At 37.4% G+C, this 22,687-nt stretch carries 23 protein-coding genes and 1 pseudogene; 5 read left to right on the top strand and 19 right to left on the bottom strand.

The window, feature by feature from the left end; translation table 11 throughout:
- Positions 1–7: 7 nt before the first annotated feature.
- The 7 genes from HT697_RS06625 to HT697_RS06595 form a co-directional block, all read right to left on the bottom strand.
- The gene (locus HT697_RS06625) at positions 8–787 is read right to left on the bottom strand and encodes an enoyl-CoA hydratase-related protein (RefSeq protein WP_050242831.1); all 780 of its coding nucleotides are present in this window, start codon (positions 785–787) and stop codon (positions 8–10) included.
- A 610-nt stretch (positions 788–1,397) separates the two neighbouring features.
- Positions 1,398–2,576, bottom strand: coding sequence for an acetyl-CoA C-acetyltransferase (locus tag HT697_RS06620; RefSeq protein WP_050242832.1), 1,179 nt, complete (start codon positions 2,574–2,576; stop codon positions 1,398–1,400).
- A gap of 17 nt (positions 2,577–2,593) precedes the next feature.
- Positions 2,594–3,439 carry a 3-hydroxybutyryl-CoA dehydrogenase gene (locus tag HT697_RS06615; RefSeq protein WP_050242833.1) on the bottom strand — a complete coding sequence of 282 codons (846 nt, stop codon included), beginning with the start codon at positions 3,437–3,439 and terminating at the stop codon, positions 2,594–2,596.
- 81 nt (positions 3,440–3,520) lie between these two features.
- Entirely contained in the window at positions 3,521–4,729 is a 1,209-nt protein-coding gene (locus HT697_RS06610) for an acyl-CoA dehydrogenase family protein (protein ID WP_050242834.1), read from the bottom strand.
- A 524-nt stretch (positions 4,730–5,253) separates the two neighbouring features.
- Positions 5,254–5,802, bottom strand: a complete 549-nt coding sequence (gene raiA, locus HT697_RS06605) for a ribosome-associated translation inhibitor RaiA (protein WP_050073478.1) — start codon at positions 5,800–5,802, stop codon at positions 5,254–5,256.
- Between the two features lie 79 nt (positions 5,803–5,881).
- Positions 5,882–6,544 carry a ComF family protein gene (locus tag HT697_RS06600; protein WP_173262605.1) on the bottom strand — a complete coding sequence of 221 codons (663 nt, stop codon included), beginning with the start codon at positions 6,542–6,544 and terminating at the stop codon, positions 5,882–5,884.
- Complete coding sequence (locus HT697_RS06595) at positions 6,541–7,839, bottom strand: DEAD/DEAH box helicase (protein ID WP_112444670.1); 1,299 nt, start codon at positions 7,837–7,839, stop codon at positions 6,541–6,543. Before HT697_RS06595 ends, HT697_RS06600 begins: the two co-directional genes overlap by 4 nt.
- 56 nt (positions 7,840–7,895) lie before the next feature.
- On the opposite strand from HT697_RS06595, the gene HT697_RS06590 reads away from it, so the two are divergent.
- The 3 genes and pseudogenes from HT697_RS06590 to cysK all read left to right on the top strand — a co-directional run bounded on the left by HT697_RS06590 (position 7,896) and on the right by cysK (position 9,743).
- The gene (locus HT697_RS06590; protein ID WP_112444668.1) at positions 7,896–8,531 is read left to right on the top strand and encodes a YigZ family protein; all 636 of its coding nucleotides are present in this window, start codon (positions 7,896–7,898) and stop codon (positions 8,529–8,531) included.
- A gap of 75 nt (positions 8,532–8,606) precedes the next feature.
- Positions 8,607–8,720, top strand: a pseudogene (locus HT697_RS10345) (PH domain-containing protein); the annotation flags it as partial.
- A gap of 96 nt (positions 8,721–8,816) precedes the next feature.
- A complete protein-coding gene (gene cysK / locus HT697_RS06585) occupies positions 8,817–9,743 on the top strand; it encodes a cysteine synthase A (protein WP_112444666.1) in 927 nt (308 codons plus the stop codon).
- A gap of 121 nt (positions 9,744–9,864) precedes the next feature.
- Here the strand turns inward: cysK and tsf are convergent, their stop codons facing one another.
- From tsf to HT697_RS06525, 12 genes are all read right to left on the bottom strand, one after another.
- Complete coding sequence (gene tsf, locus HT697_RS06580) at positions 9,865–10,905, bottom strand: translation elongation factor Ts (RefSeq protein WP_000808091.1); 1,041 nt, start codon at positions 10,903–10,905, stop codon at positions 9,865–9,867.
- 79 nt (positions 10,906–10,984) lie between these two features.
- On the bottom strand, positions 10,985–11,764 hold the full coding sequence (rpsB, locus tag HT697_RS06575; protein WP_014017378.1) for a 30S ribosomal protein S2: 780 nt from the start codon (positions 11,762–11,764) through the stop codon (positions 10,985–10,987).
- A 226-nt stretch (positions 11,765–11,990) separates the two neighbouring features.
- On the bottom strand, positions 11,991–13,169 hold the full coding sequence (locus HT697_RS06570) for a CHAP domain-containing protein (RefSeq protein ID WP_112445445.1): 1,179 nt from the start codon (positions 13,167–13,169) through the stop codon (positions 11,991–11,993).
- 93 nt (positions 13,170–13,262) lie between these two features.
- Positions 13,263–13,757 (bottom strand): rod shape-determining protein MreD, encoded by a 495-nt coding sequence (gene mreD, locus HT697_RS06565; RefSeq protein WP_112445443.1) that lies wholly within the window; start codon positions 13,755–13,757, stop codon positions 13,263–13,265.
- On the bottom strand, positions 13,757–14,575 hold the full coding sequence (gene mreC / locus HT697_RS06560) for a rod shape-determining protein MreC (RefSeq protein WP_112445441.1): 819 nt from the start codon (positions 14,573–14,575) through the stop codon (positions 13,757–13,759). Before mreC ends, mreD begins: the two co-directional genes overlap by 1 nt.
- Before the next feature lie 59 nt (positions 14,576–14,634).
- Complete coding sequence (locus HT697_RS06555) at positions 14,635–15,429, bottom strand: energy-coupling factor transporter transmembrane protein EcfT (RefSeq protein WP_084930564.1); 795 nt, start codon at positions 15,427–15,429, stop codon at positions 14,635–14,637.
- A complete protein-coding gene (locus tag HT697_RS06550; RefSeq protein ID WP_061088579.1) occupies positions 15,422–16,261 on the bottom strand; it encodes an energy-coupling factor transporter ATPase in 840 nt (279 codons plus the stop codon). The genes HT697_RS06555 and HT697_RS06550 overlap by 8 nt, the downstream gene beginning before the upstream one ends.
- Entirely contained in the window at positions 16,246–17,073 is an 828-nt protein-coding gene (locus HT697_RS06545) for an energy-coupling factor ABC transporter ATP-binding protein (RefSeq protein ID WP_173253019.1), read from the bottom strand. Before HT697_RS06545 ends, HT697_RS06550 begins: the two co-directional genes overlap by 16 nt.
- Entirely contained in the window at positions 17,070–17,615 is a 546-nt protein-coding gene (pgsA, locus tag HT697_RS06540) for a CDP-diacylglycerol--glycerol-3-phosphate 3-phosphatidyltransferase (protein ID WP_061654441.1), read from the bottom strand. The genes HT697_RS06545 and pgsA overlap by 4 nt, the downstream gene beginning before the upstream one ends.
- 10 nt (positions 17,616–17,625) lie before the next feature.
- Positions 17,626–18,468 carry a cytoskeleton protein RodZ gene (gene rodZ / locus HT697_RS06535; RefSeq protein ID WP_173253033.1) on the bottom strand — a complete coding sequence of 281 codons (843 nt, stop codon included), beginning with the start codon at positions 18,466–18,468 and terminating at the stop codon, positions 17,626–17,628.
- Positions 18,469–18,509: 41 nt separating this feature from the next.
- Positions 18,510–19,793 carry a pitrilysin family protein gene (locus HT697_RS06530; RefSeq protein WP_173262602.1) on the bottom strand — a complete coding sequence of 428 codons (1,284 nt, stop codon included), beginning with the start codon at positions 19,791–19,793 and terminating at the stop codon, positions 18,510–18,512.
- Entirely contained in the window at positions 19,790–21,040 is a 1,251-nt protein-coding gene (locus HT697_RS06525; RefSeq protein WP_173262599.1) for a pitrilysin family protein, read from the bottom strand. The genes HT697_RS06530 and HT697_RS06525 overlap by 4 nt, the downstream gene beginning before the upstream one ends.
- A 158-nt stretch (positions 21,041–21,198) precedes the next feature.
- On the opposite strand from HT697_RS06525, the gene yaaA reads away from it, so the two are divergent.
- Together yaaA and recF are read left to right on the top strand one after the other, a co-directional pair.
- Positions 21,199–21,567: a S4 domain-containing protein YaaA gene (yaaA, locus tag HT697_RS06520; protein ID WP_000455895.1), complete on the top strand. Its 369-nt coding sequence runs from the start codon at positions 21,199–21,201 to the stop codon at positions 21,565–21,567.
- A 2-nt stretch (positions 21,568–21,569) separates the two neighbouring features.
- Positions 21,570–22,667, top strand: coding sequence for a DNA replication/repair protein RecF (gene recF, locus HT697_RS06515; protein WP_173262597.1), 1,098 nt, complete (start codon positions 21,570–21,572; stop codon positions 22,665–22,667).
- Positions 22,668–22,687 lie beyond the last annotated feature (20 nt).

Here is a 22,687-nt window from a genome sequence, read left to right as displayed (position 1 = left end):
CCTCTTTCTATTTACGCTGAAACTCAGCTTTGCGTTTCTCAACAAAAGCGCGCATTCCTTCTACCTTATCTTCTGTTGAGAAGAGGAGAGCTTCAGCTTCTGTTTCTAATCGAATCGCATTTTTCAGTGGGAGTTCTGATCCAACTTGAATAATATGCTTGGCTTTTTCAACTGCCAAAGGAGCGTTTTTCATAATAGAGACTGCCAATTCCTCAGCTGCTGTCAACAATTCCTCGGCTGCCACCAATTTATTCAAGATGCCTAATTCATAGGCTTCTTGACCTTTAACCATTCTAGCAGTAAAAATTAGTTCTTTTGTCTTGCTGGTACCAATTAAGCGAGACATTCTTTGTGTTCCAGCAAATCCTGGAATAATACCTAGGCCTACCTCTGGAAATCCTACAGTGGTCTTTTCGTAACCAATACGAATATCTGTTGATAGAGCTAATTCCAAACCACCTCCTAAAGCATAACCGTTTAGAACTGCAATAGTTGGTTGCGTTAGTTCAGATAGACGGGTAAACGTATCATTAGCATAGGTCATATAATCATGTGCTTGGATAGGAGACATTTGATCCATCTCTTTGATATCCGCTCCTGCAACAAATGCTTTTTCACCTTGTCCAGTTACAATCACAACACGAATATCATCACTTGCTTCAATTTCGTCTAAAACATGATTTAAGTCAGTCAAAACTTCTGAACTTAAAGCATTCAAAGCTGCTGGACGATTTATTGTAAGGTAACCAATCCCATTCTTCTGCTCTAATAAAACTGTTTTACTCATTATTCTGCTCCTACTTAATTTTTTTTGAGTACAGAGTACAGTGTCAACAAATACCGATACCAAATGTAAGAGCTTACATTTTTATGATAACTCATTTAAATCAATCCGTCTACTTAATCTTAGTTTATAATCCTATAAGTACAGCTTATAGTTTAATTTTGCTTCAAATAATCCCCATCAAATGAACGATAGCAATCATATAAATACATATATGACCATTAAAAAATAGTTCATTTCAACAATATCAACTACCTTAAGTCTAGGAAAATATATAGCGAAGTGAATCTGGACTAGTGCAATATCGTTTCTAAACTATTATAAATTGATTTGAATTCAAAAATTAAATTGTTAAATTCTTGTTTCACTTTAATATAGAAGTTACTTCTTAAACGCCTTTTCCTAACAGCTCTACTACAATTCTTATCCAGCAGACTTAGATCTTAATTTAATCTATGTTCCATGACTGCTACTAACTTACACTATCAAAAATACCTTATCACGCAGCATCATGAAGAGCATGCGTGATAAGGTATAAGAATTATCAGTTTCCAAATAAAACTCTATTTAATAATGGTATATTAAAAGAAAGACACACGACATAAATAGTTCATTAGCGTTCAACGATAAGAGCTGTGCCCATACCGCCTCCAATACATAGAGTCGCTAATCCAGTTTTGGCATCGCGCTTCATCATCTCATGTACAAGAGTCACTAGGATACGACAACCTGAAGCCCCGATTGGATGACCAAGAGCAATAGCACCACCGTTAACATTGACAATATCTGTATTGAAACCAAGCGTTTTACCAACCGCACAAGCCTGGGCGGCAAAAGCTTCATTTGACTCAATCAAGTCAAGATCATCAACTGTCAAATTGCCTTTTTCAAGAGCCTTGCGTGTCGCATAAATCGGTCCACATCCCATAATCTTAGGATCCAAACCTGCGCTTGCATAAGAACGAATGCGAGCAATCACTGGAAGTCCTAATTCTTCAGCTTTGTCAGCACTCATGACCAAGACAGCTGCTGCTCCATCATTGATACCAGAAGCATTCCCCGCCGTAACAGAACCGTCTTTTTTGAAAACAGGACGTAACTTAGACAAGCTTTCCAAGCTGGCATCTTTTCTAGGAAATTCGTCTGTATCAAAGACAACCGGATCTCCTTTACGTTGCGGAATGACCACTGGAACAATTTCTTCTTTAAAGCGTCCAGATTCTATAGCTGCCACTGCTCTTTTTTGTGATTCTAAAGCAAGAGCATCTTGATCATCTCTGCTAATACCATATTCTTCAGCCACATTCTCAGCTGTAATCCCCATATGATATTCGTTGAAGGCATCAGACAACCCATCTTTAATCATGGTATCAACAACGTTAGAGTCTCCCATGCGTCCTCCCCAGCGGAAGTTTGGCAATACGTATGGAGCTTGACTCATATTTTCTGCCCCACCAGCTACGATAATATCAGCATCCCCACACTGAATAGCTTGAGCAGCCAATTGTACTGCCTTCAAACCTGAACCACAAACCTTATTGATAGTAAAAGCTGGTGTAAATTCAGGGAGTCCTGCATGAATACTCATTTGGCGAGCCACGTTTTGACCTAAACCTGCGCCTAGGACATTCCCCATGATCACTTCATCTACCTGCTCTGATTTAATATTCGCTTTTTCCAAAACACTCTTAATTACCAAAGAGCCCAATTCGACAGCTGAAATATTCTTCAAGCTTCCTCCAAAGGAACCCAAAGGAGTACGTACCGCCGATACAATAACTACATCTTTCATGACTACCTCCATTTTTTCTAGTAAGTAAAGAACCCTTCTTTTGACTTACGTCCCAATTTTCCAGCCTCTACCATTTTCTTCAAAAGAGGAGCAGGACGGTATTTTTGATCACCAAATCCTTGGTTCAAAACACCCATAATTGCAAGGCAAACATCCAATCCAATCAAATCGGCCAAAGCTAAGGGACCAATAGGATGATTCGCACCTAGTTTCATTGCCTCATCTATTTCTTCAGCACTAGCAACTCCTTCTCCTAAGATATAAATAGCTTCATTGATCATAGGAATCAATACACGGTTTACTACAAATCCATAAGAATCTTTAACATCAACAGGAGTTTTTCCAATTTTCTTTGTAAGTTCACGGATTTCTGCCACTACTTCATCCGAAGTCTGCAAAGCTTTAATCACTTCAACTAATTTCATCACTGGAGCAGGATTAAAAAAGTGCATTCCAATCACACGTTCTTGGTTCTTAGTTGCGGCTGCAATATCTGTGATAGATAGAGAGGAAGTATTTGATGCTAGAATTGTTTTAGAATCTGTGATTTCGTCCAATTGTTTAAATATACTGAGTTTAATATCACGATTTTCAGTCGCAGCCTCGATAACCAATTGTACATTTTTCGCGTCTTCGTATGAAGTAGAAGGAATTAAATTGGCAACCACTTTGTCTTTCTCATCTGCAGATAGACGTCCTTTTTCAACCGAACGTTCCAACTGTTTTGTTATGTTATTCAATCCTCGTTGAACAAATTCTTCTTTAATATCATTCAAATAAACCGTAAATCCAGCTTGAGCAAATACTTGAGCAATACCACTTCCCATCTGACCAGAGCCAATTATCATTACATTTGAGATCATTTTTTCTCCTTTTTATTCTAAGTAAATCACGTTATGAAGCAAGGACGATTGAAAATAAACCCTTCAATCGTCCTAGTTCTATTAAACAAATGCACCCAATCCAGTAATTTCACGACCTACAATCAAAGCATTGACTTCGTGCGAACCTTCATAAGTATAGATTGATTCCGCATCTGCAAAGAATCGTGCCACATCTGTTTCCAAAGTAATACCATTACCACCACATGTTTCACGCGCAAGAGCTACTGTTTCACGCATTACTAAAGAGTTATGCATTTTCGCTAGAGCAGAATTGAGCATCAACTCATTACCCTCTTCCTGCATTTCAGCAATACGAGTTGAATATGCAAGAGCTGCTACAGCATTGGCTTGCATTCTAGCTAATTTTTCTTGAACAATTTGGAATTTGGCAATCGGACGTTTAAACTGTTGACGGTCTTTTGCATATTTAAGAGCTGCCACATATGAACCACATGTTACTCCCATAGCAATGTGCGCTACATCGGCACGAGTAAATGTTAAAATACGTGCTACATCTCCAAATCCATTGATGTTAACCAAACGATCTGAGTCTGGAACTTCTACATTCTTCATTGTAATATGACCATTGCGGATACAACGCAGTGCAATCTTATGTGGAATAGGCTCTGCATGGTAGCCAGGAGCACCTTTACGGACAATAAAACATTTCACCTTACCGTCTGCCACATCACGAGCAAATACAGGAACAACATCTGCTGTATCTGAGCCACCAACCCAACGCTTTTCTCCGTTCAAAATCCACTTATCTCCAACACGCTCAGCAGTTGTTGATAGACCACCAGCAATATCAGATCCAGAAAGCGGTTCTGTTAAGGCAAAACATCCTTGCCAGTCAAATGAAGCCAACTTAGGAAGAAATTCTTTCTGTTGTCTTTCATCCCCACCCAATAAAATAGTGTTATAGCAAAGTCCTCCATGAACTGTATAGAAAGTTGCGATTGAAGCATCGAAGCGAGCTAGTTCTAGATATAAAAAGGTAATATACAATTCAGATGGTTTATAACTTCCTTCACGCCCTTCAAACAATTTTGGATTGTTCATGATTTGAGCACCCTTAGCGACAGCGTAAAATTCCTCAAATGGGAAATCAGGTTTTTCCCAGTATTCGTTGATAACTGGACGTAGATGTTTTTCAATCAAACGACGAGTTTCTTGTAGTACTTCAGCTTCCCCTAATGTTAAACCATCAGCGTAATGAAAGAGATCCTCAGGATATAGTTCACGTAAAATTTCTTGTTTTGTTGCCATAGTTATGACTCCTTCTTTTATTTTAAGAACGCTTACATTTTATTGCTCGCTATTTGTTGACAAGTCCATTCTATCGCTTCAACCAGTATTTTGTCTACTTAATAAAAATGAATAGAGCTATAAGTTGAATTTATAGATAGTTCTTCCACTTACTTTTTGAAAATTTATCCATAGAGACAAGCCATCTCTCTTATATAATCAATAACTGTTTTCTTCCAAACTTCCATTCTACAATCTACATACCCTCTAATGTCTCAGTAATTATTTAGATATCTATTACTCCTCATAGCTACTTGTATTACAAAAGACAAAATAGATAAAAAATACTTAAACTAGACATAATCGCTTTATATAGTGAAATAAAATCTAAACAAATTGACTAGGAAATTCAATCCAGTTACTAGCAATATTTTAACACCTAATACGTTCAACTCTAATTTCAATTAGCTACACAAACTCCCTCTTTCTTGAAATATAAAAAGTGATTTACCCGAAAGTAAACCACTTTTTATATTTCATTTTTCTTAAGATTCTTTAACTTCTAACAAACCAATTTCGCCATCCTCACGACGATAAATCACATTAGTTGTTTGATCTTCAACATCCACATAGATAAAGAAATCATGTCCCAACAAATCCATCTGTAGAATAGCTTCTTCCAAATCCATTGGTTTTAAATCAATTTGTTTTGAACGAACAACTTTAGACTGGACAACATTTGAATCTTCCACCAAAGCATCTGTAAATAATTGACTAGTTGCTACCTTATTTTTATTTTTACGCTCGATTTTTGTTTTATTTTTACGAATCTGACGTTCAATTTTATCAGTTACAAGGTCAATTGAACCATACATATCTTGAGACACATCTTCTGCGCGGAGAGTAATAGATCCAAGCGGAATCGTTACTTCCACTTTAGCCGTTTTTTCACGATAAACTTTTAAGTTAATTCGGGCATCCAACTCTTGTTCTGGCTGAAAGTACTTTTCGATCTTTTCGAGTTTAGAAACTACATAATCACGAATTGCTTCTGTTACTTCTAGGTTTTCACCACGGATACTATATTTAATCATATGAGTACCTTCTTTCTAAACATTTTTGTTTTTATGATTTTATTATAACGCTTTCATTCTATTTTTGCAAATTTTTTCCTCATCTTACAAGGGAAAATGTTTTTACATCCTTAGCATCAGCTTCTTCCAACATTCTCTTAACACGATTTATAGTTGCTCCTGTAGTATAGATATCATCTATAAGTAGGATTTTTTTAGGAATAGTGACTCCACTTTTAATAAAGAAAGGAAGTTCTGTCCCCAAGCGCTCTGAACGATTTTTAGAAGAACTGGCTCTCTCTTCTCTTTTCCCTAGTAAATCCAGATACGAAAAACCTGCTGCCTCTACCAAGCCCTCAACCTGATTAAATCCTCTGTCAAGCAATCTTTCAGGGCTTAGGGGAATTACGACAAATCTATACTCTTTGTACTTTTTTAACTCCGCACTTAAAAATGAAGCGAAAACTTTTCTTAACAGGAAGTCTCCATCAAACTTATACCGACTGAAAAAATCCTTCATAGCTTGATTGTAAGTAAAAATCGCTCTATGACTGACTTCAACTCCTTCTTTACACCAAAGTTGACAATCTTGACATTTTGTTGACAAACCTGTTTTCATACAATTTGGACAATTCTCTTCCCCAATTCTTTCAAAAGTAAAATCACAGTCTGAACAAAGACAAGAATCATCATTCCTCAGAAGTAATAGACTACTAAAAGTTAAAACAGTCTTCATAATCTGCCCACATAACAAGCACTTCATAGACCAGCCTCCTTATTCATCATCTGAATTTCCTTAATCGCCTTCTTGATTGAAGCATTTAACCCATCATGGAAGAAAAGCAAATCTCCTGTCGGTCTATCCATGCTTCGTCCAACTCGTCCACCAATCTGAATCAAGCTTGACTTAGTAAACAGACGATGATTAGCCTCTACTACGAAAACATCCACACAAGGGAAGGTAACTCCACGCTCCAAGATCGTCGTACTGATAAGTATTGTCAGTTCTCCATCTCGAAATGCTTGTACCTGCTCTAATCTATCCTCTGTTACAGAAGATACAAAACCAATTTTCTCATTTGGAAATTGCTCCTGTAAGATTTCTTTTAACTGCTCCCCTTTCTTAATTTCTGAAGCAAAAATGAGTAACGGATAAGCTGTCTTTCTCTGTTTCTCAATATAAGTCTTTAACTTTGGTGACAAACGATTCCTATCTAAGTAGCGATTAAAATCCGATAACCAAATTGATTTTGGAATAATCAACGGATTTCCATGAAATCGTCTCGGTAAGCTCAGTCTTTTTAGTTCTCCTAAACGGACCTTTTTATCTAACTCATCGGTCGAAGTCGCTGTTAAAAAGATTCTCAATCCATTCTCCTTTACACTATTCTTGACAGCGTGGTAAAGCGTGGGATTGTCAACATAAGGAAAAGCATCTACTTCATCTACTATCAGCAAATCAAAAGCTTGATAAAATTTCAATAACTGATGGGTCGTCGCAACAACTAGTGGTGTTCGAAAATACGGCTTTGATTCTCCATGTAGGAGGGCTATCTCGCAAGAAAAATCCTTTTGCAGGCGCTTGTATAGCTCCAAACAAACATCTATGCGAGGACTAGCCAAACATACTGAACCACCCCTATTAATCACCTTAGCCACAACTTGATAAATCATTTCTGTCTTTCCAGCCCCTGTTACCGCATGTACTAAGGTTGGCTCGTGCTTGTCTACTGCTTGAAGCAGTCCCTCTGACACCTTCTCTTGAAAAGGAGTTAATTGACCACGCCATTTAAGAATATCTTGCTTCGGAAAATCCTCCTGCGGAAAATAGTATAAAGCTTGATCACTCCTGACTCGCTTCATCAGCAAGCACTCTCGACAATAGTAAGCACCGATGGGCAAATACCATTCTTCTAGAATAGTACTATTACAACGTTGACAGAAAATCTTCCCCTTTTCCTTTCTCATTGCTGGAAGTTTCTCCGCCAACTGACGCTCCTCTTCTGTTAATTCATTCTCCGTAAACAAACGACCGAGATAATTTGGATTTACTTTCATACTTCTTTATTCGTAAAAACCTAGCGCTTTAGATGATTTTTTAGTACAATTAAATCATGGAATTTAGAACAATTAAAGAGGACGGTCAAGTCCAAGAAGAAATCAAAAAATCCCGCTTTATCTGTCATGCCAAGCGTGTTTATAGCGAAGAAGAGGCTCGTGACTTCATTACTGCTATCAAAAAAGAACACTACAAAGCTACGCATAACTGCTCTGCATTTATTATTGGGGAACGTAGTGAAATCAAACGTACAAGTGATGATGGCGAGCCTAGTGGCACTGCTGGTGTTCCCATGCTTGGGGTACTAGAAAATCACAATCTCACCAATGTCTGTGTGGTCGTGACACGCTACTTTGGTGGTATTAAACTAGGCGCTGGAGGACTAATTCGTGCGTACGCAGGCAGTGTTGCCTTAGCCGTCAAAGAAATTGGCATCATTGAAATAAAGGAACAAGCTGGCATTGCTATTCAAATATCTTACGCTCAGTACCAAGAGTACAGTAACTTCCTTAAAGAACATAATCTCATGGAGCTAGATACAAATTTTACAGATCAAGTCGATACGATGATTTATGTTGATAAAGAAGAAAAAGAAACTATTAAAGCTGCACTGGTGGAGTTTTTTAATGGAAAAGTCACTTTAACTGATCAAGGTTTACGCGAAGTTGAGGTTCCTGTAAACCTAGTGTAAACAATAGATAATACAGTGTTTCACTGATATTTTCACCGCTACTTTAATTAGCAACATAAAAAGGTTCTTGCCAAGAGTTACTAGAAAATGAAGCAATTCAAAAAGAAAACTGATAACTTTCTTCTTTACACCTATTTACTAAAATTAACTTATCACAATCGCTTAAAAATTAATGGCTTAGACCTGTGATATAAAAAAATCCTATCACTTCGATAGGATTTCTATATTTTACAAATGGTATAGATAGCGTTATACTAGATATATCTTATACAAAGAGGTATTCATATGTCTATTTATAACAACATTACTGAACTAATCGGTCAAACTCCGATTGTTAAACTAAACAACATTGTGCCAGAAGGTGCTGCAGATGTCTATGTAAAACTTGAAGCATTTAACCCTGGTTCTTCTGTAAAAGACCGTATTGCTCTTAGCATGATTGAAAAAGCTGAACAAGACGGTATTCTGAAACCTGGTTCTACTATTGTTGAAGCAACAAGTGGAAACACTGGTATTGGACTTTCATGGGTAGGGGCTGCTAAAGGGTATAAAGTTGTTATCGTTATGCCTGAAACTATGAGTGTGGAACGACGTAAGATTATCCAAGCTTATGGTGCTGAACTCGTCCTAACTCCTGGTAGCGAGGGAATGAAAGGTGCTATTGCTAAGGCTCAAGAAATCGCTGCTGAACGTGATGGTTTCCTTCCTCTTCAATTTGACAACCCAGCTAATCCAGAAGTACACGAAAGAACAACAGGAGCTGAGATACTAGCTGCTTTCGGTAAAGATGGATTAGATGCCTTTGTTGCTGGGGTTGGTACCGGTGGAACAATTTCTGGTGTTTCTCATGCACTCAAATCAGCAAATTCAAATATTCAAGTTTATGCAGTGGAAGCTGATGAATCTGCTATTCTATCTGGTGAAAAACCTGGTCCTCACAAAATTCAAGGTATCTCAGCTGGATTTATTCCTGATACACTTGATACAAACGCCTATGATGGTATTGTTCGTGTAACATCAGATGATGCTCTTGCACTCGGACGTGAAATTGGTGGAAAAGAAGGCTTCCTTGTAGGGATTTCTTCAGCTGCAGCTATCTACGGAGCCATCGAAATTGCCAAAAAATTAGGTTCAGGTAAAAAAGTCCTTGCTCTAGCACCAGATAACGGTGAACGTTATCTCTCTACAGCACTCTATGAATTTGAAGTTTAGTCTCCTAAATACAATTGGCCCTTATTATAGGGCTTTTTATTTTTACCTTGAAAATAGGAAGTTCTCCCTATAAGGATCGACTGCATAGAAAAAAGGAAGCAAATTTACTTCCTTTCTATAATTAGTTATTCAAGGCTGCTGCCATTGTAGCTGCAACTTCAGCTTCAAAGTCGTTTGCAGCTTTCTCAATACCTTCACCAACTTCAAAGCGAGCGAACTCAACTACTGAAGCGTTAACTGATTCAAGATATGCTTCAACTGTCTTGCTGTCATCCATGATGTAAACTTGTGCAAGAAGTGTGTAAGCTTGGTCAACTTTAGTATTGTCAAGCATGAAGCGATCCATTTTACCTGGGATGATTTTGTCCCAGATTTTTTCTGGTTTGCCTTCTGCAGCCAACTCAGCTTTGATGTCAGCTTCAGCTTGAGCAATAACATCATCAGTCAATTGAGCTTTTGATCCATATTTCAAGTGTGGGAGAGCTGGTTTGTTAACCATTGCACGGCTTTCGTTATCTTGGTCGATAACGTGGTTCAATTGTGCCAACTCATCTTTAACAAATTGCTCATCCAATTCTTTGTATGAAAGAACTGTTGGTTTCATAGCAGCAATGTGCATTGAAATTTGTTTAGCAAGTGCTTCGTCTCCACCTTCGATTACAGAGATAACACCGATACGTCCACCGTTGTGTTGGTATGCTCCGAAGTGTTGTGCATCTGTTTTTTCAATCAAAGCAAAGCGACGGAATGAGATTTTTTCTCCGATAGTCGCTGTTGCAGATACGTATGCAGCTTCAAGAGTTTCACCTGAAGGCATAGTCAAAGCAAGTGCTTCCTCATTATTAGCTGGTTTTCCTTCAACGATTGCTTTAGCTGTTGCGTTTACCAACTCAACAAATTGAGCGTTTTTCGCAACGAAGTCAGTTTCAGCATTTACTTCAACAACTGCTGCAATGTTACCGTCAACATAAACACCAGTCAAACCTTCTGCAGCAACACGGTCAGCTTTCTTAGCTGCTTTTGCCATACCTTTTTCGCGAAGCAATTCAATCGCTTTTTCGATATCGCCTTCCACTTCAACCAATGCTTTTTTAGCGTCCATAACACCAGCACCAGATTTTTCACGCAACTCTTTAACAAGTTTAGCTGTAATTTCTGCCATTTTGATTCTCCTATATTTTTTAAAAATAGGAGAGCAGGGCTAAGCCCCGCCCTCCTAGGTAATTACTATTTATTATGAATTAAGCGTTGTCGCCTTCTACAACTTCAACGATTTCTTCAATTGAATCTGCTTGAGTTTCTGAAGCTGCAAATTCTGCTTCAACTGCTGCTGCATCCTCACCTTGACGTCCTTCGATGATAGCGTCAGCCAATTTAGCTGTGATCAATTTAACAGCGCGGATAGCGTCATCGTTAGCTGGGATGATTACATCGATATCATCTGGATCAGTGTTTGTGTCAACCATCGCTACAACTGGGATTCCCAATTTTTTAGCTTCTTTAACTGCAATTTGCTCTTTATGTGGGTCAACTACGTACATCACATCTGGGATACGAGGCATATCTTCGATACCACCCAAGAATTTTTCAAGACGCGCACGTTGTTTGTTAAGAAGTGCAACTTCTTTCTTAGGAAGAACTTCGAAAGTTCCATCTTCTTCCATACGTTTGATTTCTTTCAAACGAGCGATACGTTTTTGGATTGTTCCCCAGTTTGTAAGAGTTCCACCCAACCAACGGTGGTTGATGAAGTATTGACCTGAACGTACTGCTTCTTCAGCAACTGCATCAGCTGCTTGTTTCTTAGTACCAACGAACAATACAACTGCATCGTTAGCTGCCGCATCACGCATGAAGTCGTATGCTTGGTCAGCGTATTTTACAGTTTGTTGCAAGTCGATAACGTGGATTCCGTTACGCTCTGTAAAGATGTATTTAGCCATCTTAGGGTTCCAGCGACGAGTTTGGTGACCAAAGTGTACACCAGCCTCAAGAAGTTGTTTCATTGAAATTACTGCCATGAGTATTTCTCCTTTTTGTTTTTTTCCTCTTCTTGACTTCAACTCGCAAAACGACCCAAGAGCAACTGCTTCACAATTCATCAAGAATGAGTATTATCGTTCACACGACAATTTTCATTTTACCATACTTTTCCAATATTTTCAAGCTATTTTGATATAATTTTTAATAGTTATTGTCTCTGGTAAAACCTAAAAAAGAGGGCTCTATTCGAGTCCCTCTCTCTAATTAGTCTGCATAAATATATGTCACAAAACCTTCAGAAGTCGTTGTTGGATTAAACCATCCACGGTGGTTTCCAAGTGTGCGATTACCTGCATAGTTTGATTCTGATACTTGGATACGTGTTGTTGATTCAACAGCTGTAACAACCGCTACGTGTCCATATCCACCATCGTTCCAACATGCAATTGCTCCAACTTGAGGTGTCGATCCTGTACGGAATCCTGCTGCAGCTGCACTTGTAGCCCACTGTGCTCCATTACCCCAATAGTCTCCAGCCCAAGGTGCTAATGTTTTAACTCCCCAGGTACATTCTCCAATTGGATAAGTTGAGGCATCCGTGTTATATGTTGGACGTACTTTAGCCTGAACAGGTGCTACTGCAGATTCAGATACTGCTTGTACCTGTGCTGTTAGGTTTGTATTACCTGAAGCAAGTACTGATTGTTGTTGGCTAGCTTGTTTTTCTTTATAAGCTGCTTCTGCTGCCGCAGCTGCACGTGCCTCTGCCTCAGCTGCTGCTTTTTGTTCCAATAGACTTGCTTTTTCCCCTTCAGCTGTCGCTTTCTCAGCAGCAAGACTCAATTCAGCAGCTTTTAGTTCTGCCTGTTTAGTAGTCAATGCTTGAGCATCATCTGCCAATTTTTGTTGATTAGCAATTACAGTATTGATAGCATCATTATTTGCTACTTGTTTTTCAGAAATAGCTTTTTTATCTGCCTTTTGTTGTTCTAACATTTTGTTATTCGCAGATACGATTTCACTCATTGCAGCAACACGTGAAATAGCTTCTGTAATTGATTTTGAGTTTACGATTGTATTGATGTAGCTAGTTGCGGCTCCATTTGTTTGAGCACTACGAGCTTGTTTTTCCAAAGATTGGTTACGAGAAACAATGTTTTTAGAAAGTTCTGTAATCTCACCCTCGAGTTTCTTAGATTCTGCTTGTAATCTATCATTTTCAGATTGCAAGTTAGATTGCTCTGCTTGAATAGCAGATACTTGCTCCTGAATTTGATCAACTTGTTTTTGTGCTTCTTCTTGTTGTGCTGTTAAGTTACTAATTTTATTATCTTGAGCAGCAATTTTGTCATCAGTTGTTTCTGCATGGGCAGTCGTCAATACTGCTGCCTGGGAAACCATTACTGTACTTAATAAAAGCGAGGCTAAGATTTTTTTCTTCATGGTTAATAAATACTCCTTCTGTTTAAGACAATACTAGTATACCAAAAAAAACTCCAATAAATATTACGCCTTTGTTACATTTATATGTCGTTCTTATAGATAATATTTTTCAAAAATAAATTGAAAAACAGTAATCCATAAAAAATTTAAAATCATCGTCGGTACCAAACCATATACTATAAAAATCGACATGTTATCCACTGTCAGCCCTACCATAAAAGCCAAAAGATAACTACCCATTTCAAACAGGAAGGTCAGGACAATCATAGAGAGCATTCGTGTCCAACGATTCAACAAAATAACACTATTCAATTTATGAAGAAAGGCTCCCAATAAGATAAATAAGAGAGTTGCAATCCCTATTAGATGGAAAAAGTAAACATCGTAAACCAAGCCCACCATAAAACAATAGACTAGGTAGAGATACTCTGATACTTCTATCGTCTCAAATAAGAGAAATAGAAAAAGAAAATGACTAGCTAAATGTACATGGGGGAAAAATGAGCCCAGAAGCTGGCTAATATGGGCGTCAATTAGAACAAAGAAAGGGAGCAATAAAAACACTCCAACCCGCTTCAACTGTCTCATTATGAATTCCCCACTAATTCTATCACATCCACATTATGAGTATCTGCACTCAATTTAACAGTTACTTCTCGTGTCAAATAGTCTGTACTGTGCATTGTGGCAACCACTTCACCAACAGGAATATCCGCAACGTTAAAGTTTCCTAATCCACCCGTTGTCACCTTATCGCCTGCACTAATATCGCTATTGCTATTTAATTGGCTAATTTTAAGAACTTCATTTTCCTTGTCGTAGCCAACAATAATTCCATAAATTGTGGTAGTGCCGTGTTGAATTTTAACAGAAATCTTATCAGTATTTTCTGTGTTTGTCAGAAGGTTGACCATAGTAGAGTTGTCCTCCACTTTTGAAACACTCCCAATCAAGCCACCATTTGCAATAGCTAACATGTTCTCAGAAGCCCCTTTTGATCTACCTGCATCTAAGGTCAACTCCTGCTTCCAAGATACCGGAGAACGCATAATAACATCTGCTGCTAAAGTCTTTGTGGCTTGCAATTTAGACCTCATATCAAGCAATTGGCGCAATTGTTCATTTTCTGTCTTTAAACTTTCCGCCTCATTTGATTTAACTTCTAACTGGTAAATCTGTTTCTTCAAACTTTCATTTTCATTATATGTTCGTGTCAAATGAGCCAGATCTGATTTGACAGAATCAAACCACCGAAAAGGTTTTTGCACAACCCTATCAACCAATGAGATTCCATCTCCTAATTTTGTCACAATTGTACTTGAATAAGTCGTCGCTAAGAGAGCTGACACAAGCAGAACAGTGACAAAAACAATAATGACATATTTTGATTTTTTAAAACGGTTCATATCCCTACCTTTATATCAAGAACTGTTACAGTAACTTTTAATCAATTCTTTAAATGCTACTAAGATTTTAAGAAAAATAAGCAACAACCAAGTACGAGAATAACAAGAATGGTCAGCGTATCCTTTCGAGTCCATTTCAATTGTCGGTATTGACTTCTACCTTTTCCACCCTGATAACCACGCGCTTCCATGGCGATAGCCAAGGAATCTGCACGTTTTAAACTTGTCGCAAAAAGAGGAATCAAAATGGGAATCATCGCCTTTACTTTTTGAACGATGCTTCCTTCACCAAAATCCACTCCACGCGCTTTCTGTGCATTCATAATCCGCGTCGTATCATCCATTAAGGTCGGAACAAAACGTAGACTCATGGACAGCATCAAACCAATTTCATGAACTGGAACTTTCACACGCTTTAAAGGTGCTAATAAAGCTTCGACAGCTGATGCCAAACTTAAGGGCATGGTCGTTAAGGTTAACAAAGTTGAAAAGAAAATAATCAATACAAAACGACAAAAAATAATCCCAGCTTGTTGCAAAGCATAATCTGTGATTCTCACAAACGAAAACTCAAATAACACATTCCCATTAGAAATGAAAAATAGTTGAAAAATAGTTGTGAAGGCAATCAAGAAAAACATAGACTTCAAGCCCTGAATAAAAAATGAAAGAGATACTCCTGACAAGGCAATAAATATCCCTGTCGCTATAAAAAGAATTAGATTCGTCAAGGGATTATTAGCCCAAAAAACGATCAAAATTAGTAACATCATAGCAAGCAATTTGCTACGTGGATCCAATCGGTGAACAATCGAATCCCCTGGGATATAACGCCCCAAAATCATACTATCCATTTAGCGACTCCTTGAACTCCTCTATCTTAATCGGTAATCGTTTAAATGACACGCCTCTATCAGCCAATCGTTTACAGAAAGCCGTAATCTTAGGTACTCCCAACTGCACTTCTTCCATAAAAACAACATCTTGAAAGACATCACTCGGTTTACCACCCTTAACCAAACGTCCCTTTTCCATTACATAGACTTGATTCGCATATTCAGCAACATCATCCATCAAATGCGTTACCAAGACGATGGTCATCCCTGACTGGTGGAGTTTTTTGAACAAATTCATCAACTCTTTTCTACCCAGAGGATCTAGGCCAGCTGTTGGCTCATCTAAGACTAATATAGCTGGCTCCATGGCAAGTATGCCTGCAATGGCAACACGTCTCATTTGTCCCCCTGACAACTCAAACGGACTGCGATTAAAAAGTGATTCATCAATTCCAACCAGAGCCAGTTTCTCACGCGCAATCTTCTCCGCATCTTCTTCAGAAACTCCAAAATTTTGCGGTCCAAAAGCAACGTCTTTCAAAACCGTTTCTTCAAAAATCTGATTTTCAGCAAACTGAAATACCAAGCCAACCTGTTTTCTAATTTGACGAATATCTTTATTTTTAGAAGTCGAGGTGATTAAGGTATCAAAAACCCTCACACTCCCTTGACTTGGCACCAATAAACCATTTAAGAGTTGTAAAATAGTTGATTTACCACTACCTGTGTGCCCAATTAAAGCCGTATAAGAACCATCTTCAATCGTCAAAGAAACATCCGACAAAGCTGTTGAAGCTAAGGGAGTCCCTTCTTGATATGTAAAACTCACATTTTCTAGAGCAATTCCCATAATTTATCCTCTAGCTCACTTTCTGTCAAATAATTTTCAGGTAAATCATAGCTATTCTGGCTCAAAGAATATTTTACTTGATTGGCAAAAGGATCGTCTAATCCAATTTGATCTAAATCATTTCGAGAGAAAAGTTCTCTTGGGCTACTAGTTGATTCAATTTCCCCTTTTTTCATGACCAATACGCGGTCACTCATGGCAACTTCTTCCAAATCATGGGTAATAGAAATGACCGTCATATCATAGTCTTTCCGAATTCCCTGTACTGTCTCAATCAGTTCTCTACGCCCCTCAGGGTCCAACATACTCGTTGCTTCATCTAAGATTAAAATAGCTGGTCTTAGGGCTACAACGCCTGCAATGGCCACACGTTGCTTTTGGCCACCTGATAGACGCGCCGGCTCTCTCTTTTTAAAGTCTAACATGCCAACTAAAGCCAGAGCTTCTTCCACTCTCTTTTTCATTTCTTGACGAGAAAGGCCCTGATTTTCCAAACCAAAAGCAACATCATCTTCAACAGTCGCTCCAACAAATTGATTGTCTGGATTTTGAAAAACCATACCGATTTGACGACGTATATTCCAAACATTTTCCTCAGTCAGCCGTTGACCATCAATTACAATCTCTCCAGATTCCGCTTCCAATAAGCCATCGATTAACCGGACAGTCGTTGATTTACCACTACCATTATGCCCTACAATCGAAAGCCATTCTCCACGTTTCACGTGAAACGTAATATCTTTCACATCATAGTATTCCTGACTTTCCTTATAGCGAAAAGAAAGATTTTTTACATCAATTATTGATTTCATTTCGAACCAAATGTCCCTTTAAATACATAAGCACTACCCTTGAAATAATCATAGCCAGAGTAGATAGTGAAAAACAAGGCTACATAAAGTAGAACTTGACCAAGCAAAGTCCAATGTAATAGCAAGAAAATAATGGCAAACATCTGACTGAAAGTTTTAATTTTTCCAGGCATTGCTGCTGCTAAAACTTTTCCACCAGTTTCAACCAATAAAAGCCTTAAACCTGTCACAGCCAACTCTCGACAGATAATCACTGCAACAATCCAAGCCGGAGCCATATCTAACTCAATCAACATAATAAAAGCCGACATAACTAGTAACTTATCCGCCATGGGATCTGCAAATTTACCAAAATTACTGACCACATTCCATTTACGTGCTAAATATCCATCTAAATAGTCGGTAATACTGGCAATAGAAAAGATAATAGCTGCCACTATATGACTTTCTATCGAATTTCCTATCGTTAAAATAAAGATAAAAATAGGTATAAAGAGAATTCGACCTATTGTTAAGAGATTGGGAATTTGTTCTTTTTTCATTCGTTTTTCCTTAATTTTTAGTAAAGGTTACAGTGATTTGTCCAGTCTGCGCTGTTAACTTCGATAAATCAACAGTCTGATTATCTACTGTCAAAGTAACACCTTTTACAACACCTAATGTAATGGTTACAGGACTTTTAGTTGCAACTGTTGCTTCTGCACTTTTCTTCTCTGGCGATAGGGTTACACCGCCCTCAAGTTCGCTTTCTGAAACGCTGACCCAACTTGTAACATCTGAAACTGCCAATTGCAATTTAACTGTTTCTTTACTTGTCTTATAAGCGATTTCTACATGATTTCCTTCACCTGATACACTTATAGTTGATTCTACACTAGAAGAACTGCTAGATGAACTACTACTTGAAGAGTGGGGAACAGAGCTAGTTGAACTTATTGAACTTGTTGATTGAACCACACTGTAATTAGAAAGAGAAGACCCCTCTGGTTGAGTTTGAATATAGTTCCAAACATAATAGGTCACAAAAATTAAAATCGATAAAGCAAAAAGGATAAAATAAAATAAAGGTAAAAAGGATGTTTTTTTCTTCTTTTTCTTACTTGAACGTCTACGACCTGTCAACTCATCTTCATCAACATCTACTTCCTCATAAGTAATCATACTCCCAGAATCATAAGCATCCAAAACAATTTGATCATCTAACTCAACAGCCCATGCATATTTTTTCAAGAAAGAACGCGTGTAAAAAGGACTTGGAAGTTGATCGAAATCGTCTGCTTCCATTGCTTCCAACATATCTAACTGGATTTCTGTCTTTTTCTGCAATTCATCTAAACTCAATCCCTGATTGATTCTAGCTAATCGTAAAACCTCACCAATTGTTTTTTTCCTCATACTTGTCATCCCTTCTTTCTAGTATCTATTATGATAGGTTACTACGATGGGAATATTGTAAAATCAACTATATCCCCTTCATCTATTAAGTGATGTCCTGCTTCAAGGACATCCTCTAAAGTAATTTCCTGTAAAATCTTTGGTAAGTCAAAAATTGTCTCACCATGTTCAAAAGCATCATATCGCGTTGCAATAAATTCAAGAGAGTTCATGCTACTGAAAAATTCGCCAAACATCTCTCTTTTGATAATATCTAAATGTTCCTCTGTAATATCTAAATCCTTTGTAAAATTACGAATAGCCTTCCTGAATTGATGAGACAAAGCAACTGGCTCTTTCGTATCCATTGTCAACATGACAAAATGAAAGCGACTTGTTACTTCAATTTCAAGAGATAGGGAAGCATCTAATTTACCTGATTCATAACATTTTTGAAAACGATCCGAAGTCCAACCAAACATCATTGCAAACAATAATTTTAATAAAATATGATGTCGATAGCAATCCGCCTCAGCAACTTCTCGCTTACCTCTAACTCCAATCGCTAGTTTGGGAGAAGATACTTCCATTCTCATACTGTCTGTTGACTTCACAGCCTGTAAAACAAATTTTTCTCTTGCTAGTTCCTGAACATCTAAATCTTTCAGTTCTTTTCTTCCAAAGTAGTTCTGTACTCGCTCCACATCAAAATTACCAACTAAAAACAGAGACATGTTTACAGATTTATAAAATCTTGTAAAATTTTCTTGCAAATTAGTTAGATGGATTTGGGAAATTGACTCCTCACTGCCAACTATATCAGTTGCTAAAGGTGTGCCAGGATACAAATTCGCTAAAGTTGAAAAGAATAAACACGAATCTGGATCATCTTGATACATTTCTCGTTCTTGCTGGATAATATCCTGCTCTCTTAAAATGGAATCTTCAGTAAAGTGTGCTGATGTTACCAATTCATCAAGTAAGTCTAAATTTTCTAAAAAATGATCCGTTGCTGAAAAAAGATAGTTTGTTTTTGTAAAGCTTGTAAAGGCATTACTATCTGCACCTAGACTCGTAAAAGCAGACATCAAATCGCTAGCATCTTCTCTTTCAAATAATTTATGTTCAAGAAAATGAGCAATTCCTGCAGGATATTGTTTTACATCTCTGTCAACTTCTGTGACAAGCGTATCTACCGAACCAAACTGGACAGTTACACTCCCGTAAACCTCTTTAAATTCCTTTTTAGGCAAAAGAGCAACTGTCAATCCATTCGACAAACGAGTTCGATAAACCATTTCTTTTACAGCTGGATAGTATTTTTCTTCAAAAACAACCTTTGTCATTCTATTCCTTCCATAAAGTAAATCGCCTGTAGTTTCACATTATTAGCTGCTCTACAAATAGCATCTTTGTCAACTTGCTCGAGTTTTGCAATCCAACCTTTAAAGTCTGCTGAAGATTTTCCAAGTAAGGCATTTTGATAAGCACGTTCAATCAATGAACTTTGATTATCTTGAGAAAGCAACAAAGACCGACGAATCATTTCCTTGGTCTGCTCTAGCTCAAGCTCTGTAAAATATCCTTTTTTTAAATCAAGCAGTTGATTATTCATCATTTTTCGAGCCTGGTTACGATTTTCTCGATCAATGCCAGCATACATCCTCAAGAATCCACTAAACAAATCAAGCTGACTTGAAATAGTATAAGCCAATCCAGCATTTTCACGGACATTTGTAAAGAGCTTAGAGTGAGCAAATCCACCAAGTAAACCATTCATTACAATTATGGGTAAATGTTGCTCATCACCATATTCAGAAGGGCAATGATATCCCAACTCTAAAATAGACTGTCCCACATTTTTCCGAATCATACCTTCCTGAAGGATATTGGAATAAGGTTGACAATACTGGACCTTCACATCTCCTTCTCGATCTTTAAAGACAAATGATTCTAATACATTTTGAATTTCAACCTCATTAAAATCACCTAGGAAAAAGAAATCTATTCGATCATTGGCCAAAAATTCTTGGAAACAAGAATAAGAACTTTGTGGAGTTTCAGCTAAAATACGATTTCGTAAATCACTATATTCCAATTGAAGACGTTCATCATGAAAAAACAATTTATCCAATTCTTTATGTGCAAAATAAAAAGAATCATCCATATCAGCTGCTAAACTTGCTAGCAATTGCTTTTTCTCAATTTCAAATAAGGCGGGATCAAACCCATTATCAACTACTACGGGTGAAAAAAGAGTTTCTTTTACAAGTTCCAAAACCTGAGAAGTTAGCACATTTTTCCTACTTAAAAACTCATCACGAACATAGGTAAATGTCAATTCTACAATGTGACTTTGCCCTCTTCTGAAACAATTGGTTGACATATCTGTACCGTATAGACTGGCCAAGTGTCTCCTAAAATTTTGAGAAGTGGGGTACATCTGGTTGGCAGTTTCTAGCATACTCGCACTCAACATGCGACCTGCAATCGTATCAAGAGATAATGGAACTGTAAAACGCACGGTAATTTTGTTCGTTTTAAACTTTTTTGATTGGATAAAATGTGTTGAAATTCCATGCACTAACTCCATGATTTACCTCCTTATATACAGACTTCTATTATATCACGAAAACCTGAAATTTTCTTGTTCTCTGTAACACTTTTGAAATAAAAATCGCTTACATTTCTCCCTGTTTCTCTCACTATTTTTAGGAAAATATGGTATAATACCAAAGATTGAGGTGAATTATGGAATACAAATTATTTGAAGAATTTATTACCCTCCAAGCACTACTCAAAGAACTTGGAATCACACATAGCGGAGGAGCTATCAAATCCTTTCTCTCTGAACATTCTGTTTACTTTAATGGGGAATTAGAGAGTCGTCGCGGTAAAAAACTTCGTATTGGCGATAAAATTGACATCCCTGACATGAATATTGACATTTTGTTGACACAACCTACTTCTGAGGAGCAAGATGAATACCAAGCTGATAAAGTTGAAAAAGAACGAATCGCTAAACTTGTTAAGGAGATGAATAAAGGAATAAAAAAAGACAAATCGAAACTTTCTTCATCACCCAAAAGCAAACAAGCTCCGCGATTCCCTGGTAGATAATCATGTGGCTACAACACCTATCTCTTAAAACTTTTCGTAACTACAAAGAGACGAAAATAGACTTTAATCCTAAATTAAATATCTTTTTAGGACGCAATGCACAAGGTAAAACAAATATGTTAGAGGCTATCTATTTTTTAGCCTTAACACGTAGTCATCGAACTCGAACCGATAAAAATCTCATTCATTTTGATGAGGAACAACTTCATCTTTCAGGTCTTATTCAGAAAAAAACGGGATCCATTCCTCTAGAAATAGAACTAACACAAAAAGGCCGGGTGACAAAAGTTAATCATTTAAAACAGGCACGACTTTCAGATTACGTAGGACACATGAATGTTGTCTTATTTGCTCCTGAAGATTTACAACTAATTAAAGGAGCACCTTCAGTTCGACGAAAATTCATTGATATGGAACTTGGACAAATCAAGCCAATCTATTTATCTGACTTAACCAATTATAATCACATCCTAAAACAAAGAAACACTTACCTAAAATCAGCTCAAATAATAGATGAAACCTTCCTTTCAGTACTAGATGATCAGCTAGTTTATTATGGATGTCGTGTAATGAATCACCGCTTAGATTTCATAAAAAAACTAGAATCATTTGGGCGTAAGAAACATTTTGAACTCTCTAATCAGATTGAAGAGTTGTCAATATCCTATCAATCTTCTGTCAATATGACTGACAAACAAAACTTGTCCGAATCTTTCAAAATTGCTTTAGAAAAAAGTAGATCCAGAGATTTATTTAAAAAGAATACTGGTGTTGGTCCTCATCGAGATGATATCTCTTTTTATATAAATGGGATGGATGCTAGTTTTGGAAGTCAAGGTCAACATCGTAGTCTCGTCCTATCGATAAAATTAGCAGAAATCGAATTAATGGAAAGTATTACTACAGAATCTCCAATATTACTGCTTGACGATGTTATGAGCGAACTTGACAACACTCGACAACTAAAATTATTAGAAACGATTTCTCATTCAATCCAAACCTTTATTACAACAACAAGCTTAGATCATCTTCAAAATCTGCCAGAAAATCTAAGTATCTTCACTATTCAGGATGGTAAAGTTGCTGTAAATAGAAATTGACAACATTGTAAAAGAACTCC

It is taken from the genome of Streptococcus sp. 1621 (assembly GCF_013276615.1).
In the GTDB taxonomy this organism is placed as follows: Bacteria; Bacillota; Bacilli; order Lactobacillales; family Streptococcaceae; genus Streptococcus.
This window is presented reverse-complemented; position numbering and strand designations above follow the sequence as displayed.

Coding starts and splice junctions, on each gene's coding strand:
- mreD (WP_112445443.1), bottom strand. CDS start 13,757: ATGAGACAGTTGAAGCGGGTTGGAGTGTTTTTATTGCTCCCTTTCTTT.
- mreC (WP_112445441.1), bottom strand. CDS start 14,575: ATGAACCGTTTTAAAAAATCAAAATATGTCATTATTGTTTTTGTCACT.
- HT697_RS06530 (WP_173262602.1), bottom strand. CDS start 19,793: ATGACAAAGGTTGTTTTTGAAGAAAAATACTATCCAGCTGTAAAAGAA.
- raiA (WP_050073478.1), bottom strand. CDS start 5,802: ATGATTAAATATAGTATCCGTGGTGAAAACCTAGAAGTAACAGAAGCA.
- HT697_RS06545 (WP_173253019.1), bottom strand. CDS start 17,073: ATGAAATCAATAATTGATGTAAAAAATCTTTCTTTTCGCTATAAGGAA.
- rodZ (WP_173253033.1), bottom strand. CDS start 18,468: ATGAGGAAAAAAACAATTGGTGAGGTTTTACGATTAGCTAGAATCAAT.
- HT697_RS06550 (WP_061088579.1), bottom strand. CDS start 16,261: ATGGGAATTGCTCTAGAAAATGTGAGTTTTACATATCAAGAAGGGACT.
- HT697_RS06555 (WP_084930564.1), bottom strand. CDS start 15,429: ATGGATAGTATGATTTTGGGGCGTTATATCCCAGGGGATTCGATTGTT.
- HT697_RS06600 (WP_173262605.1), bottom strand. CDS start 6,544: ATGAAGTGCTTGTTATGTGGGCAGATTATGAAGACTGTTTTAACTTTT.
- HT697_RS06615 (WP_050242833.1), bottom strand. CDS start 3,439: ATGATCTCAAATGTAATGATAATTGGCTCTGGTCAGATGGGAAGTGGT.
- HT697_RS06610 (WP_050242834.1), bottom strand. CDS start 4,729: ATGGCAACAAAACAAGAAATTTTACGTGAACTATATCCTGAGGATCTC.
- HT697_RS06525 (WP_173262599.1), bottom strand. CDS start 21,040: ATGGAGTTAGTGCATGGAATTTCAACACATTTTATCCAATCAAAAAAG.
- recF (WP_173262597.1), top strand. CDS start 21,570: ATGTGGCTACAACACCTATCTCTTAAAACTTTTCGTAACTACAAAGAG.
- rpsB (WP_014017378.1), bottom strand. CDS start 11,764: ATGGCAGTAATTTCAATGAAACAACTTCTTGAGGCTGGTGTACACTTT.
- HT697_RS06570 (WP_112445445.1), bottom strand. CDS start 13,169: ATGAAGAAAAAAATCTTAGCCTCGCTTTTATTAAGTACAGTAATGGTT.
- tsf (WP_000808091.1), bottom strand. CDS start 10,905: ATGGCAGAAATTACAGCTAAACTTGTTAAAGAGTTGCGTGAAAAATCT.
- HT697_RS06590 (WP_112444668.1), top strand. CDS start 7,896: ATGGAATTTAGAACAATTAAAGAGGACGGTCAAGTCCAAGAAGAAATC.
- yaaA (WP_000455895.1), top strand. CDS start 21,199: ATGGAATACAAATTATTTGAAGAATTTATTACCCTCCAAGCACTACTC.
- cysK (WP_112444666.1), top strand. CDS start 8,817: ATGTCTATTTATAACAACATTACTGAACTAATCGGTCAAACTCCGATT.
- HT697_RS06625 (WP_050242831.1), bottom strand. CDS start 787: ATGAGTAAAACAGTTTTATTAGAGCAGAAGAATGGGATTGGTTACCTT.
- pgsA (WP_061654441.1), bottom strand. CDS start 17,615: ATGAAAAAAGAACAAATTCCCAATCTCTTAACAATAGGTCGAATTCTC.
- HT697_RS06620 (WP_050242832.1), bottom strand. CDS start 2,576: ATGAAAGATGTAGTTATTGTATCGGCGGTACGTACTCCTTTGGGTTCC.
- HT697_RS06595 (WP_112444670.1), bottom strand. CDS start 7,839: ATGAAAGTAAATCCAAATTATCTCGGTCGTTTGTTTACGGAGAATGAA.